The 15,794-nt window shown below is 43.0% G+C and carries 11 protein-coding genes and 1 pseudogene; all 12 read right to left on the minus strand.

Annotated elements, in window-relative coordinates; translation table 11 throughout:
* Window positions 1-24: 24 nt before the first annotated feature.
* The 12 genes and pseudogenes from rplC to rplL all read right to left on the minus strand — a co-directional run bounded on the left by rplC (window position 25) and on the right by rplL (window position 15,756).
* Window positions 25-654: a 50S ribosomal protein L3 gene (rplC, locus tag QA442_RS21865; RefSeq protein WP_014662531.1), complete on the minus strand. Its 630-nt coding sequence runs from the start codon at window positions 652-654 to the stop codon at window positions 25-27.
* Window positions 655-693: 39 nt separating this feature from the next.
* Window positions 694-1,002: a 30S ribosomal protein S10 gene (gene rpsJ, locus QA442_RS21870; protein ID WP_003156464.1), complete on the minus strand. Its 309-nt coding sequence runs from the start codon at window positions 1,000-1,002 to the stop codon at window positions 694-696.
* A gap of 236 nt (window positions 1,003-1,238) precedes the next feature.
* Window positions 1,239-2,195, minus strand: coding sequence for an alpha/beta fold hydrolase (locus QA442_RS21875; RefSeq protein WP_095432286.1), 957 nt, complete (start codon window positions 2,193-2,195; stop codon window positions 1,239-1,241).
* A gap of 99 nt (window positions 2,196-2,294) precedes the next feature.
* Entirely contained in the window at window positions 2,295-3,485 is a 1,191-nt protein-coding gene (gene tuf, locus QA442_RS21880; protein WP_003242008.1) for an elongation factor Tu, read from the minus strand.
* A 119-nt stretch (window positions 3,486-3,604) separates the two neighbouring features.
* Entirely contained in the window at window positions 3,605-5,683 is a 2,079-nt protein-coding gene (gene fusA, locus QA442_RS21885) for an elongation factor G (protein WP_014662529.1), read from the minus strand.
* A gap of 52 nt (window positions 5,684-5,735) precedes the next feature.
* Complete coding sequence (gene rpsG, locus QA442_RS21890; RefSeq protein WP_003225784.1) at window positions 5,736-6,206, minus strand: 30S ribosomal protein S7; 471 nt, start codon at window positions 6,204-6,206, stop codon at window positions 5,736-5,738.
* Between the two features lie 41 nt (window positions 6,207-6,247).
* Window positions 6,248-6,664: a 30S ribosomal protein S12 gene (gene rpsL, locus QA442_RS21895; RefSeq protein ID WP_003225781.1), complete on the minus strand. Its 417-nt coding sequence runs from the start codon at window positions 6,662-6,664 to the stop codon at window positions 6,248-6,250.
* 113 nt (window positions 6,665-6,777) lie between these two features.
* Window positions 6,778-7,026, minus strand: coding sequence for a 50S ribosomal protein L7ae-like protein (locus QA442_RS21900; RefSeq protein WP_095432285.1), 249 nt, complete (start codon window positions 7,024-7,026; stop codon window positions 6,778-6,780).
* Window positions 7,027-7,204: 178 nt separating this feature from the next.
* Window positions 7,205-10,804 carry a DNA-directed RNA polymerase subunit beta' gene (rpoC, locus tag QA442_RS21905; RefSeq protein WP_004399688.1) on the minus strand — a complete coding sequence of 1,200 codons (3,600 nt, stop codon included), beginning with the start codon at window positions 10,802-10,804 and terminating at the stop codon, window positions 7,205-7,207.
* A 61-nt stretch (window positions 10,805-10,865) separates the two neighbouring features.
* Complete coding sequence (gene rpoB, locus QA442_RS21910) at window positions 10,866-14,447, minus strand: DNA-directed RNA polymerase subunit beta (RefSeq protein WP_009966326.1); 3,582 nt, start codon at window positions 14,445-14,447, stop codon at window positions 10,866-10,868.
* Window positions 14,448-14,691: 244 nt separating this feature from the next.
* Window positions 14,692-15,295: pseudogene (locus QA442_RS21915) on the minus strand (class I SAM-dependent methyltransferase).
* Window positions 15,296-15,384: 89 nt separating this feature from the next.
* The gene (gene rplL / locus QA442_RS21920; protein ID WP_003156436.1) at window positions 15,385-15,756 is read right to left on the minus strand and encodes a 50S ribosomal protein L7/L12; all 372 of its coding nucleotides are present in this window, start codon (window positions 15,754-15,756) and stop codon (window positions 15,385-15,387) included.
* Window positions 15,757-15,794 lie beyond the last annotated feature (38 nt).

A 15,794-nucleotide genomic window follows, 5' to 3' on the forward strand; every position in this document is an offset into this window, starting at 1 on the left:
CAATTTCCTCCTTTCCTAAGAGAGTTATTTAGATTTAACAGCACTTTTAACAGTGATTAAAGTTTTCTTCGCACCAGGTACGTTACCTTTGATCAAAAGAAGATTGCGTTCTGCATCAACTTTTACGATTTCAAGGTTTTGAACAGTGATTTGCTCTCCGCCCATACGTCCAGGTAATAATTTACCTTTGAATACACGGTTAGGATCTACAGGTCCCATTGAACCAGGACGACGGTGGTAGCGTGAACCGTGAGACATAGGTCCGCGAGATTGTCCGTGGCGCTTGATCGCACCTTGGAAACCTTTACCTTTAGATACTCCTGTTACATCTACGATTTCTCCAGCAGAGAAAATTTCAACCTTGACTTCCTGACCAACTTCATACGCATCCATTTCCACTCCGCGTAATTCTTTAACGAAGCGCTTAGGAGCAGTTTCCGCTTTTGCAACGTGCCCTTTTTCAGGTTTGTTAGAAAGCTTTTCACGCTTGTCGTCAAAACCAAGCTGGATTGCTTCGTAACCGTCGTTTTCAGCTGTTTTCTTTTGAAGAACAACGTTTGGAGCAGCCTCGATAACAGTTACCGGAATAAGATCACCGTTCTCAGCGAATACTTGCGTCATACCAATTTTTCTTCCTAAGATTCCTTTGGTCATTCGTCACACCTCCTATTAAGATCATTCTATATTTTAGAATTAAAGTTTAATTTCGATATCGACACCAGATGGTAAGTCTAATCGCATAAGAGCATCAACAGTTTGTGGTGTTGGGTTCACAATGTCGATTAAACGTTTATGTGTACGCATTTCAAATTGCTCACGAGAATCTTTGTATTTGTGCACCGCACGAAGGATTGTGTAAACTGATTTTTCAGTTGGCAACGGAATCGGACCAGATACGCTGGCACCAGAACGTTTTGCCGTTTCAACAATCTTCTCTGCAGATTGATCAAGGATTCTATGATCATATGCTTTCAAACGAATACGAATTTTTTGTTTTGCCATTATTTTCCCTCCTTTTCGCCTACATCACGTTAGACAGTTCTCCGTGAGAAAAACCTGAACACCTTGCCATGGCAAAGCGGCCGGGTGTGTCAGCAACCTCTCACTTCATCGCAGTCAAAGACCAACATACACCATTATACAGAAAATAGGCGTATGTTGCAAGACTTATTTAAAATATGCATGGTTTGCACACTTTTTATATTATACAGGGGTTTTTCTTATTTATCAAGGACCTATCATAAATGGTACCGTGCATGACGACTTAGTGTACTAGCGAATAATGACGGCTCCTCAATATGCGGGGTATGAGCTGAATTCACAAATTGAACCCAGCGCTTTTCGGGCGCCACGAGTTCTTGATAATACTGTTTCGATATTTCAGCTGGAACAATTAAGTCATGTTTCCCTGAAATGAAAACACACGGTACTTTAATAGAAGGAACAGATCTAAATGCATTAAACCTGTACAACTCATCTGTTAAATGTTTTTTGCTGAAGCGCAGTCCATTGAGGACGCTATGAATGTTTCGCACACCATACTCATTACCAGTAAGCATTTGAAATAAAACAGCAAGAGAATGTCGATGCAGGCGAGTGAATCCTCCTCTGCTTACCTCAACGCAAAATCGATAGATAAGATGCTGGATATCCTGCTTCCAAGGCGGAGCCCCAATGAAACGTGTGAGCAAAGATAATATTCTGGCTTTCTTTGCTTCAGAAATTTTACGAATATGTCGATAAGCAGTTGATTCTTCATCGTGAGGGCTGACAACCTGACTGATTCCATAATAAGCGTAAAACAAGTCCGGGCGCTGCTGCACTACATGAAGCGCCAGCATTGACCCCCAAGAATGACCGGCCAGATATAGTTTTGTTTTTGAAAAGTGATCTAAGAGCCATTGAGTGACATGGATTGTATCTTTAATGAAGTGATTTATTGTCATGGAGTGTTGCGAAATTCGTTTAGAATATGAAAGCCCTGATCCTCTCTGATCCCAATGAACTACAGTGAAATACCGTTCCAGCTCTTTTTGATAATGTCTAATGTATCCGATTTGCGGCGTACCCGGCCCGCCATGTAAAAAAAGCAGCAATGGATTTTCAATATCAGCTCCATTAATCATCAGCATTTGCTTTGTATTTTCAATGCTCAGTTCTTTCATGATTGCGATTGATCTCTTTTCAGGAATCATAGATAGTAGCCCCTCGAATATGATAGATCCTATTATACAAGAAAAAGACAAGCAAACAAAAAACGAGACCCACAGGGGGTCTCGTTTAAAATCATACTATTACTCAGTGATTGTAGAAACAACGCCTGAACCAACAGTACGTCCGCCTTCACGAATAGAGAAACGAGTTCCTTCTTCGATAGCGATTGTAGAGATAAGTTCAACGTTCATTTCAGTGTTATCTCCAGGCATAACCATTTCTACGCCTTCTGGAAGATGGATGATACCAGTTACGTCAGTTGTACGGAAGTAGAACTGAGGACGGTAGTTAGAGAAGAATGGAGTGTGACGTCCACCCTCTTCTTTAGAAAGAACATAAACTTCAGCTTTGAATTTGCTGTGTGGAGTGATTGTACCTGGTTTAGCAAGTACTTGACCACGTTGGATTTCTTCACGAGATACACCACGAAGAAGGGCACCAATGTTGTCACCAGCTTCAGCATAATCAAGAAGCTTACGGAACATTTCAACACCTGTAACAGTTGTTTTCTTGTTCTCTTCTTGTAGACCGATGATTTCAACTTCGTCACCGACTTTAACTTGTCCGCGTTCTACACGGCCAGTCGCTACTGTACCACGACCAGTGATTGAGAATACGTCCTCAACTGGCATCATGAATGGTTTTTCAGTGTCACGTTCTGGAGTTGGGATGTACTCATCAACCGCATCCATAAGTTCGAAGATTTTAGCTTCGTACTCAGCGTCACCTTCAAGAGCTTTAAGAGCAGAACCTTTGATTACTGGTACATCATCACCAGGGAAGTCGTATTCGCTAAGAAGATCGCGAACTTCCATTTCAACTAGTTCAAGAAGCTCTTCGTCGTCTACCATGTCGCATTTGTTTAAGAATACAACGATGTATGGTACACCAACGTTTTTAGAAAGAAGGATGTGCTCACGAGTTTGTGGCATTGGGCCATCAGCAGCAGATACTACAAGGATAGCTCCGTCCATTTGCGCAGCACCAGTGATCATGTTTTTAACATAGTCAGCGTGTCCTGGGCAGTCAACGTGTGCATAGTGACGAGTTTCAGTTTCGTACTCAACGTGTGCAGTAGAGATTGTGATACCGCGCTCACGTTCTTCTGGAGCACCATCAATTTGATCGTACGCCATAGCTGTACCTTTACCAGATTTCTTATGAAGTACTGTTGTGATAGCAGCAGTTAAAGTTGTTTTACCATGGTCAACGTGTCCAATTGTACCAATATTGGCATGTGATTTGGAACGGTCGAATTTTTCTTTAGCCATTCTAAAATCCTCCTTAAGAGCTTTTAATTAGTAATGTATAGAGTGATAGGAAGTGAAAGAAAGCTTTCACTTCCTCATCTTACAATAGTAGTTATACTTGAGTTAAGCGGCAAAATCAATTATTCGCCTTTATTTTTTTTGATAATTTCTTCAGAAACGCTCTTCGGCACTTCTTCGTAGTGATCCATGAACATAGTGAACGTACCGCGACCTTGCGTATTAGAACGAAGTGCAGTAGCGTAACCGAACATTTCAGCAAGAGGAACCATAGCACGAACAACTTGAGCGTTACCGCGTGCTTCCATACCTTCTACGCGTCCGCGACGTGAAGTGATATCACCCATGATATCTCCCATGTATTCTTCTGGAATAACCACTTCTACTTTCATGATTGGTTCAAGAAGAACTGGGTTACATTTGCTGACTGCATTTTTCAATGCCATAGAAGCAGCTACTTTAAATGCCATTTCGTTTGAGTCAACATCATGGTAAGAACCGTCGAAAAGTTTAGCTTTAATGTCGATAAGCGGGAAGCCTGCTAGTACACCATTTTCAAGTGCATCTTCCAGACCTGCTTGAACAGCTGGGATGTATTCACGAGGAACGACCCCACCAACAATCGCATTTTCAAATTCAAAGCCCGCGCCTTCTTCGTTTGGTTCGAATTCGATCCAAACGTGTCCGAACTGACCGCGTCCACCAGACTGACGTACGAATTTACCTTCAACTTTTGCACCGGTACGGAATGTTTCACGGTACGCAACTTGAGGAGCACCAACATTGGCTTCTACTTTAAATTCGCGCTTCATACGGTCAACAATGATATCAAGGTGAAGTTCACCCATACCAGAGATGATCGTTTGGCCAGTTTCTGGATTTGTTTGAGTACGGAATGTAGGATCTTCTTCAGCAAGTTTCGCTAAAGCGATACCCATTTTATCTTGGTCAGCTTTTGATTTAGGCTCAATAGCAACGTCGATAACTGGTTCTGGGAATTCCATTGACTCAAGGATAACAAGATCCTTCTCATCACATAGAGTATCTCCAGTAGTTGTATCTTTTAGACCTACAGCAGCTGCGATATCCCCTGCGTATACAGTAGAGATTTCTTCACGGCTGTTAGCGTGCATTTGAAGAATACGTCCAACACGCTCACGTTTGCCTTTAGTAGAGTTTTTCACGTATGAACCGGAATCAAGTGTTCCAGAGTACACACGGAAGAACGTCAACTTACCAACGTAAGGGTCAGTCATAACTTTAAATGCTAATGCAGAGAATGGCTCTTCGTCAGAAGAATGACGCTCAATCTCTTCATTTGTATCAGGACGTGTACCTTTGATTGCAGCAACGTCAGTTGGTGCAGGAAGGTAGTCAAGAACAGCATCAAGTACGAGTTGAACACCTTTGTTTTTGAAGGCAGAACCAACAAGAACAGGGTAGAATTCAACATTTAATGTACCTTTACGGATACCTGCTTTTAACTCGTCAATTGTGATTTCTTCACCCTCAAGGTATTTATCCATAAGCTCTTCATCAAGCTCACATACAGCTTCAATAAGGCTGTTGCGAAGCTCTTCAGCTTGCTCTTTATACTCTTCAGGGATTTCTTTTGCATCAGAACGAGTTCCGAGGTCATCTTCGTAGAAATACGCAACGTTTTCTACAAGGTCGATGATACCTTCGAAATTATCTTCAGCACCGATCGGCAATTGAATTGCATGAGCGTTTGCTTGAAGACGATCTCTTAAAGTTCCTACAGAGTAAAGGAAGTCTGCACCGATTTTGTCCATTTTGTTAACAAAAACGATACGCGGTACTCCGTAAGTTGTTGCCTGACGCCAAACAGTTTCTGTTTGAGGCTCAACGCCTGATTGCGCGTCAAGTACAGCAACAGCACCATCAAGTACACGAAGAGAACGTTCAACTTCAACTGTGAAGTCTACGTGTCCTGGAGTATCGATGATGTTTACGCGGTATCCTTTCCACTGTGCAGTTGTCGCAGCGGAAGTGATTGTGATACCACGTTCTTGTTCCTGCTCCATCCAGTCCATTTGTGAAGCTCCTTCATGAGTTTCACCAATTTTATGGATACGACCAGTATAGAACAAGATACGTTCTGTAGTAGTCGTTTTACCGGCATCAATGTGAGCCATGATCCCGATATTACGAGTTTTGTCTAAGGAGAACTCTCTTGCCATTGGGTAATTTCTCCTTCCTTATTGGGAAATTGTGTTTTTTAGTATATAAATCCTACCAACGATAGTGAGCAAATGCTTTGTTTGCTTCAGCCATCTTATGAGTATCTTCACGTTTCTTAACAGCAGCACCAGTGTTGTTAGCTGCGTCAAGGATTTCGTTAGCTAAACGCTCTTCCATCGTTTTTTCTCCACGAAGACGAGCGTAGTTTACTAACCAGCGAAGTCCAAGAGTCGTACGACGTTCAGGACGAACTTCTACAGGAACTTGGTAGTTCGCACCACCTACACGGCGTGCTTTTACTTCAAGTACAGGCATGATGTTTTTCAATGCTTGTTCGAAAACCTCCATTGCATCATTGCCAGTACGTTCTTTAATGATATCGAATGACTTGTATAGGATTGTTTGAGACTTACCTTTTTTACCATCGATCATCATTTTGTTGATTAGACGAGATACAAGCTTAGAGTTGTAAATCGGATCAGGTAAAACGTCTCTTTTTGCTACAGGACCTTTACGTGGCATCTGAATATCCTCCCTTCATCAATTATGCGTATTTTCGTTTATTATTTTGCTTTAGGTTTTTTCGTACCGTATTTAGAACGGCCTTGTGCACGGTTTTCAACTCCAGCAGTATCAAGCGCACCACGAACGATGTGGTAACGTACCCCTGGTAAGTCTTTTACACGTCCACCGCGGATAAGTACAACACTGTGCTCTTGCAGGTTGTGACCGATACCAGGAATGTAAGCAGTAACCTCGATTCCGTTAGTCAAACGAACACGAGCATATTTACGAAGTGCTGAGTTCGGTTTTTTCGGTGTCATTGTACCAACACGAGTACATACCCCGCGTTTTTGTGGAGAAGATACGTTAGTGTGCTCTTTTTTAAAGCTGTTGTATCCTTTGTTAAGTGCAGGAGACTTTGAGTTTTCTACTTTACTCACGCGTCCTTTGCGAATTAGCTGATTAATTGTAGGCATGATTTTTTCCTCCCTTCATTACGTTTTATAACCCACATACCCAGGTGGTTCATCAAAAGGCAAAAAACAATGTCTTTACACAAGATGGAATCTTACGCAAAAACAAAAGTACGTTATAAAATAATGGCAACAGCGGCTGCTCCTACCTCAATTCCGCAGGCTTTGCCGAGCTTTTTCATGGATTCAACCATTAAGACAGAGATACCTTGATCTTTCGCAAGTGAAACAACACTTGACGTAAGTATCGGATCTGCGTCCTTTGCAACGACTACTTCCTTTACTGAACCTCGCTTTAGAGCTTTCACTGTTTGCTTCGTACCAATAATAATTGATTTGGCCTGTGATACTTTATCATAAGACATAAACATATCCTCCAAAGTAACAGGTTTATTTCGAGCACCTTGGTTATATTATCATTCTAGGAGACGAATGTCAACAAGGTATGACATTTTTTAGTTTCTATCTTCTCATAGAGTGCCTTTTTAATAAATATATCTGCTGAAAGACTGCAAAAACAGTCTTTCAGCAGAATGAAATCAGTTATTCAACCGGAACCATATCGTCAGTCGGCTGAACATTTGATACTGGTTTTACTTTACGGTATTTCATCATTCCTGTACCAGCTGGAACAAGTTTACCGATGATAACATTCTCTTTCAAGCCGAGAAGCTCGTCACGCTTACCTTTGATCGCTGCATCTGTAAGGACACGCGTTGTTTCCTGGAAGGAAGCAGCAGATAAGAATGAATCAGTTTCAAGAGATGCTTTTGTAATACCGAGTAAGACAGGACGGCCTGTAGCAGGTCGATTGCCTTCGAGCAACACCTTTTTGTTCGCTTCAGTAAATTGGTGGATGTCAAGCAATGTACCTGGAAGCACATCAGTGTCACCGGCATCAATTACGCGTACTTTACGAAGCATCTGGCGAACCATTACTTCTACGTGTTTATCACCGATTTCAACACCCTGCATACGGTAAACCTTTTGAACCTCATGGAGAAGATACTCTTGAACAGTCGTCAGGTCAGTCACTTTAAGAAGTTCTTTCGGATCGATTGAACCTTCTGTCAGTACTTGGCCACGAGTAATTTTATCTCCTTCCGCTACTTTCAGGCGGGAGTTGTAAGGTGCCGTATAAGAACGTGTTTCCACTGCGCCTTGAACCACAATTTCCTGCTGCTTATCACGAACTTCATTAATCTCAACGACTGTACCGTCGATTTCTGTAATTGTTGCCTGACCTTTCGGATTACGCGCTTCGAAAAGCTCTTGGATACGCGGAAGACCCTGTGTGATATCGTCTCCGGCAACCCCGCCTGTATGGAAGGTACGCATTGTTAACTGTGTACCAGGCTCACCGATTGATTGGGCAGCAATGATTCCGACAGCTTCACCGACTTCAACATCGGAGCCAGTTGCAAGATTTCGGCCATAGCATCGTTTACATACACCATGAGGCGTATTACATGTGAAGGCAGAACGGATCCACACTTCTTCAATGCCAGCTTCGACAATCTCCAGCGCCTTATCTTCATCGATTAGTTCGTTTTCATTCACAAGCACTTCACCTGTTTCAGGGTGCTTCACTTGTTTTCGGGCAAAACGGCCGATTAAGCGTTCTTCTAAGCGCTCAATTGTTTCAGTTCCTTCTTTAAGAGGCTTAGCAAGAATGCCTCGGTCAGTTCCGCAATCAGTTTCACGGATGATAACATCCTGCGCAACGTCAACGAGACGGCGTGTAAGGTAACCTGAGTCAGCAGTTTTAAGAGCGGTATCGGCAAGACCTTTACGCGCACCGTGTGTGGAGATAAAGTACTCCAATACTGTCAGACCTTCACGGAAACTTGATTTGATCGGCAACTCAATGATACGTCCAGCCGGGTTGGCCATCAGACCGCGCATTCCGGCAAGCTGCGTAAAGTTAGATGCGTTACCACGGGCACCAGAGTCACTCATCATGTAGATCGGGTTGAGTTCATCAAGTGATTTCATCAGTTTGCCTTGGATCACGTCTTTTGCAGCACTCCAGATAGAGATGACTCTCTCATAGCGTTCTTCTTCAGTGATAAGACCGCGGCGGAACTGCTTCATAACGTTGTCAACTTTGCTTTGTGCTTCTTCAAGAATTTCTTGTTTATCATCGAGTACGACGATGTCAGAAACCCCAACTGTAATACCAGCTTTTGTTGAATATTTGAAACCTAGGTTTTTCATGCGGTCAAGCATTTTAGACGTTTCCGTGATATGGAATCGTTTAAAGATTTCCGCGATGATTTTACCCAGAATACCTTTTTTGAACGGTGCATTGATTGGCTGCTGTGCGATGACAGCTTTAACGTCAGCACCTTTTTCCAAGAAGAAACGGTCAGGTGTTTTCTCTTCAATGTTGCTCTTCGTTGGTTCATTCATGTAAGGGAATGATTCCGGAAGAATTTCATTGAAGACAAGCTTACCGACAGTTGTAATTAACAATTTTGAGCGCTGTTCTTCGGTAAATGTCACATTCTTAAGGGAGTTAGCTGCAACAGCTACTCTCGTATGAAGGTGAACATATCCGTTTTGATAAGCAAGAAGCGCTTCGTCTGTATTCTTGAAGACCATACCTTCACCGACAGCACCGGCACGCTCAAGTGTCAGGTAATAGTTACCAAGTACCATATCCTGAGACGGAGTTACAACCGGTTTACCATCTTTAGGGTTCAAGATGTTTTGAGCCGCAAGCATCAAGATGCGTGCTTCAGCTTGTGCTTCAGCAGATAATGGTACGTGAACCGCCATTTGGTCACCGTCAAAGTCAGCGTTGTAAGCTGTACATACGAGCGGGTGAAGGCGGATTGCGCGTCCTTCAACAAGCGTTGGTTCAAACGCCTGAATACCTAATCTGTGAAGTGTAGGGGCACGGTTCAGCAGTACTGGGTGCTCCTTAATAACTGATTCTAATACATCCCAAACTTCAGGCTGTACGCGCTCAATTTTGCGTTTCGCACTCTTAATGTTGTGAGCAAGACCCTTTTCAACAAGTTCTTTCATAACGAAAGGCTTGAAGAGTTCAAGCGCCATTTCCTTCGGTAATCCGCATTGGTACATTTTCAAATGAGGACCAACAACGATTACAGAACGTCCGGAGTAATCGACACGTTTACCAAGAAGGTTTTGACGGAAACGGCCTTGCTTCCCTTTCAACATGTGAGAAAGAGATTTTAACGGTCTGTTACCAGGACCTGTTACAGGGCGTCCGCGGCGGCCGTTGTCAATTAAGGCATCGACAGCCTCTTGAAGCATACGCTTTTCGTTTTGAACGATGATGCTTGGCGCACCAAGGTCCAGAAGGCGTTTCAAACGATTGTTACGGTTGATGACACGACGATAAAGATCGTTCAAATCAGAAGTCGCAAAACGTCCGCCATCTAGCTGAACCATCGGTCTAAGCTCCGGAGGAATAACAGGAAGCACATCAAGGATCATCCAAGAAGGCTTGTTTCCTGAGTTACGGAAGGCTTCTAAAACTTCAAGACGTTTGATCGCACGAGTACGTCGTTGTCCTTGTGAAGTTTTCAGCTCTTCTTTTAACATATCAACTTCTTTTACAAGATCGATATCTTGAAGAAGTTTATGAATTGCTTCAGCACCCATAGATGCTTGGAATTTATTACCGTATTTATCAAGATAAGCACGGTATTCTTTCTCAGACAGAAGCTGTTTCTTTTCAAGCGGTGTATTTGCCGGGTCAGTTACAACGTAAGAAGCAAAGTAAATCACTTCTTCTAAAGCACGAGGTGACATATCCAGCACAAGACCCATACGGCTTGGAATACCTTTGAAATACCAAATGTGGGAAACTGGGGCAGCCAGTTCAATGTGCCCCATTCTCTCACGACGGACTTTAGCCCGTGTTACTTCGACTCCGCAGCGGTCACAAACTACGCCTTTATAACGAACTCGCTTGTACTTCCCGCAATGACATTCCCAGTCCTTAGTCGGTCCGAAAATGCGTTCGCAGAATAGACCGTCCTTTTCAGGTTTTAACGTACGATAGTTTATCGTTTCAGGCTTTTTCACTTCACCAAAAGACCATGAACGGATTTTATCCGGTGAAGCAAGACCGATGTTCATATACTCAAAATTGTTCACATCTAGCAAGGGGCCTACCTCCCTTTTTATCTTCGGATTAACCGATGTCACTTGCCTTTATAACTAGAGATTATTCTTTTGTTACTACATCACGTTCAACGTCTGCAGATGCTGTTTCTTCCGGCTCTTCATCACCTGATAATGCCAGGCCGTCAGCTTGTTTCGCATCTTCTTCGTCTTCTAAATCTCTCATTTCTATTTCTTCTTCATCACCAGAAAGGATTTTGACATCCATACCTAAGCTTTGAAGTTCTTTGATTAATACTTTGAATGATTCCGGAACACCTGGTTCAGGAACATTGTCGCCTTTAACGATGGCTTCGTATGTTTTCACACGTCCAACCACGTCATCAGACTTAACAGTCAGAATTTCTTGAAGAGTGTAAGCCGCACCGTAAGCTTCAAGTGCCCAAACCTCCATCTCACCGAAACGCTGTCCGCCAAATTGAGCTTTACCGCCAAGAGGCTGCTGCGTAACAAGTGAGTAAGGGCCTGTAGAACGCGCATGAAGTTTATCGTCAACCATGTGAGCCAGTTTGATCATATACATGATACCGACAGATACACGGTTATCAAACGGCTCTCCAGTACGTCCGTCGTAAAGCACTGTTTTGGCGTCACGAGACATGCCGGCTTCTTCAAGTGTTTCCCAGACATCCTCTTCTCGCGCTCCGTCAAATACAGGAGATGCAATGTGAATGCCGAGGTAACGAGCGGCCATACCCATATGAAGTTCTAATACCTGCCCGATGTTCATACGTGATGGTACGCCCAGCGGGTTAAGCATGATATCAATTGGTGTGCCGTCAGGAAGGTAAGGCATATCCTCTTCAGGAAGAATCTTAGAGATAACACCTTTGTTACCGTGACGACCGGCCATTTTATCCCCTTCAGAAATCTTACGTTTCTGAACGATATATACGCGTACTAACTGGTTCACACCTGGAGGAAGTTCGTCTCCGTCTTCACGGTTGAAGACTTTAACGTCATGGATAATTCCTCCGCCGCCGTGAGGCACACGAAGAGAAGTATCACGAACCTCGCGGGCTTTCTCGCCAAAGATGGCGTGAAGCAGGCGTTCTTCTGCAGTCAGTTCAGTTACGCCTTTAGGCGTTACTTTACCAACAAGAAGATCTCCGTCTTTTACTTCTGCCCCGATACGGATGATTCCGCGGTCATCAAGATTGCGAAGCGCATCTTCACCGACGTTTGGAATATCGCGAGTGATCTCTTCAGGTCCAAGTTTCGTATCACGTGCTTCTGATTCATATTCTTCAATGTGGATAGATGTATAAACATCATCCTTCACAAGACGTTCACTCATGATGATGGCATCCTCATAGTTGTAGCCATCCCATGTCATGAAGCCGACCATTACGTTACGGCCAAGTGCAAGTTCACCAAGCTCCATAGAAGGACCGTCAGCAAGGATTTCTCCTTTTACAACTTCATCGCCGACACTTACGATCGGACGCTGGTTGTAGCACGTACCTTGGTTAGAGCGGACAAATTTCAGCAGGCTGTATTTATCCAGGTTTCCTTTTACTTTTTGACCGTCTACTTCTTCATAACGGCGAACCCAAACGTTTTTCGCTTCTACACGTTCAACGATACCAGGGTGTTTACAAATAACAGCGGCACCAGAGTCTTTTCCTGATACGTATTCCATACCAGTTCCAACGAATGGCGCTTCCGGCTGCATCAAAGGCACAGCCTGACGTTGCATGTTCGCTCCCATGAGGGCACGGTTGGAGTCATCGTTTTCTAAGAACGGGATACATGCTGTCGCAGCAGATACAACCTGCTTAGGCGATACATCCATGTAGTCTACACGGTTTCTGGAAACAACGGTGTTCTCCCCGCGGAAACGAGCTACGATGCTGTCATCAATAAAGGCGCCTTCGTCATCAAGACGAGCGTTCGCTTGAGCGACAACATAGTTATCCTCTTCATCAGCAGTTAAGTAATCGATTCTGCCCGTTACCTTCCCTGTTTCAGGGTCAACGCGGCGATATGGCGTTTCAATAAAGCCAAAACGGTTTACTTTTGCATAAGATGATAGTGAGTTGATCAAACCGATGTTCGGGCCCTCAGGCGTTTCAATCGGACACATACGGCCATAGTGGGAGTAGTGAACGTCACGCACTTCCATTCCGGCACGCTCACGTGTCAATCCGCCCGGTCCTAATGCTGACAGACGGCGCTTATGCGTTAATTCAGCAAGCGGGTTCGTCTGATCCATGAATTGAGAAAGCTGTGAGCTTCCAAAGAACTCTTTAATGGACGCAATAACAGGACGAATATTGATCAGCTGCTGAGGCGTAATTGTATTCGTATCTTGAATTGACATTCTCTCACGAACCACACGCTCCATACGGCTTAAACCGATACGGAATTGGTTCTGGAGAAGCTCGCCTACAGAACGTAAACGGCGGTTTCCAAGATGATCGATATCATCTGTGTCGCCTACTCCGTGCAGCAGGTTGAAGAAGTAGCTGATTGAAGAAATAATATCAGCAGGCGTGATGTTTTTAATCTCTTCTTCAATGTAAGCATTGCCGATTACATTAATAACCTGTTCTCCTTCTTGATCAGTCGGAGCAAAGATTTTAATGGATTGAAGAGTCACTTCATCTTCAACAACACCGCCATTCGGATACAGCTTTCTGAAACCGATTCCGTTTTCTAAGTATGGCAGTACTTTATCAAGTGTTCTTCTATCAAGAATCTGACCTTTTTCAGCAAGGATTTCTCCTGTTTCAGGATCAACGAGCGTTTCAGCAAGTCTCTGATTGAAGAGGCGATTCTTAATATGAAGTTTTTTATTAATTTTATAGCGTCCTACATTGGCAAGATCGTATCGTTTCGGATCAAAGAAACGAGAATCAAGCAAGCTTTTCGCATTTTCTACTGTAGGCGGCTCTCCAGGACGGAGACGCTCGTAAATTTCAAGCAGCGCTTTGTCGCTGTTTTCTGTGTTATCTTTATCAAGCGTATTTCTCAGGTATTCGTTTTCTCCTATGAGATCAAGAATCTCTTGATCGGAGCCGAAGCCGAGAGCACGCAAAAGAACCGTAACCGGCAACTTACGTGTGCGATCAATGCGGACATAAACAACATCTTTCGCATCAGTTTCGTATTCTAACCATGCGCCACGGTTTGGAATGACAGTTGCGGTAAAACCTTTTTTACCGTTCTTGTCTACTTTACCACTGAAATATACACTTGGAGACCGAACAAGCTGGGAAACGATAACGCGTTCCGCACCGTTAATGATAAAAGTACCTGTATCTGTCATAATAGGGAAATCACCCATGAAGACATCTTGGTCTTTTACCTCTCCAGTTTCTTTGTTAATTAAACGAACCTTCACTCTTAGCGGAGCTGAGTAAGTCACATCACGTTCTTTTGATTCCTCTACAGGATATTTAGGCTCACCTAAACTATAATCAATGAACTCAAGAGAGAGGTTACCAGTGAAATCCTCAATTGGTGATATGTCTTGAAACATCTCTCTAAGACCCTCATCAAGAAACCACTGATAAGAAGAGGTTTGAATTTCAATGAGATTTGGTAATTCTAACACTTCGCTAATGCGAGCATAGCTTCTGCGCTGGCGGTGTCGTCCATACTGAACTAGTTGACCTGTCAACTGATTCACCCCTCAAATCATGCGTATTATATGTGTAATAAGCATTTCATCCAAAGAAAGAAATACTTTTACAAGACAAAAGAAAAAAGGGTTTCTAATTAAGAAAACCACATCCAAAAACAAATACCGATTTTATTAGCATTTCCATACTTGTATAATTTATACATAGATATTGACAATTCATCATATCAAGCAAAATATATACATTGGCATTTTACAATATTAACATAGTTAAAATACCGAGTCAAACTTTTTTTGCTTTTATGATATAATAGCCTTTCTTTTTTTGAACGACAGAAACTTCATCGAACAGTTCCTCGAGCTTTTCAATGGCAGAAGGCGCACCTTGCTTTTTCTGTATGACGATCCACAACTCACCTGAAGCTTTTAAGTGTTCAGCGCTTTTCTCAAAGATAGCATGGACAACTTTTTTTCCGGCTCGGATTGGGGGATTTGTAAGAATAGAAGCAAATGTTTGAGCAGAATCAACGTTTGAAAACAAATCGCTTTGATAAATCTTAACGTTTGTTATTCCGTTCTGTTCCGCATTTCCATTTGATAGTTCTACGGCTCTCTCATTAACATCAATCATGTGGATAGTCCGGTCTTTAAAGTCGCTGGCAAGCGATAAACCAATCGGCCCGTACCCGCAGCCTACATCCAAAATGCTGCCCTCAACCTCAGGCTCTTCAAAAGAATCTATCAGCAGGCGGGAGCCGAAATCAACTTCTTTTTTAAAAAACCCCGCTGTCGCTGGTAAACGTGAAATCTTTATTCCGAAGCCTAAAAGACCAGGTTTGCTTGTTGCTTTTCACTGAAGGTTTTTCTGAATAATAGTGCTCACTCATTATTAGAACCTCCTTTTTTCATGGCTTAAAGAATGGCAAAGAAAAAGCTCGCCTCATAAAAGCGAGCTTCCCCTCCAGGTAAGTGAAGATTACTTAACTTCTACAGAAGCGCCAACTTCTTCAAGTTTAGCTTTAAGCTCTTCAGCTTCTTCTTTAGCAATACCTTCTTTAAGTGGTTTTGGAGTGTTGTCAACAAGTTCTTTAGCTTCTTTCAAGCCAAGACCAGTGATTTCACGTACAACTTTGATAACTTTGATTTTTTGAGATCCAGCACCAGCAAGGATAAGATCGAATTCGCTTTGCTCTTCAGCAGCTCCGCCTGCAGCAGCTCCGCCAGCTACAGCTACAGGAGCAGCAGCAGTTACGCCAAATTCTTCTTCGATTGCTTTTACTAGGTCGTTCAATTCAAGTACAGTTGCTTCTTTAACGGAAGCAATGATTTCTTCGATATTTAAAGCCATTTGTAATTCCTCCATTTTGTTTTAATTTATGAAAAACT

It is taken from the genome of Bacillus stercoris, from assembly GCF_029772985.1.
In the GTDB taxonomy this organism is placed as follows: domain Bacteria; phylum Bacillota; class Bacilli; order Bacillales; family Bacillaceae; genus Bacillus; species Bacillus stercoris.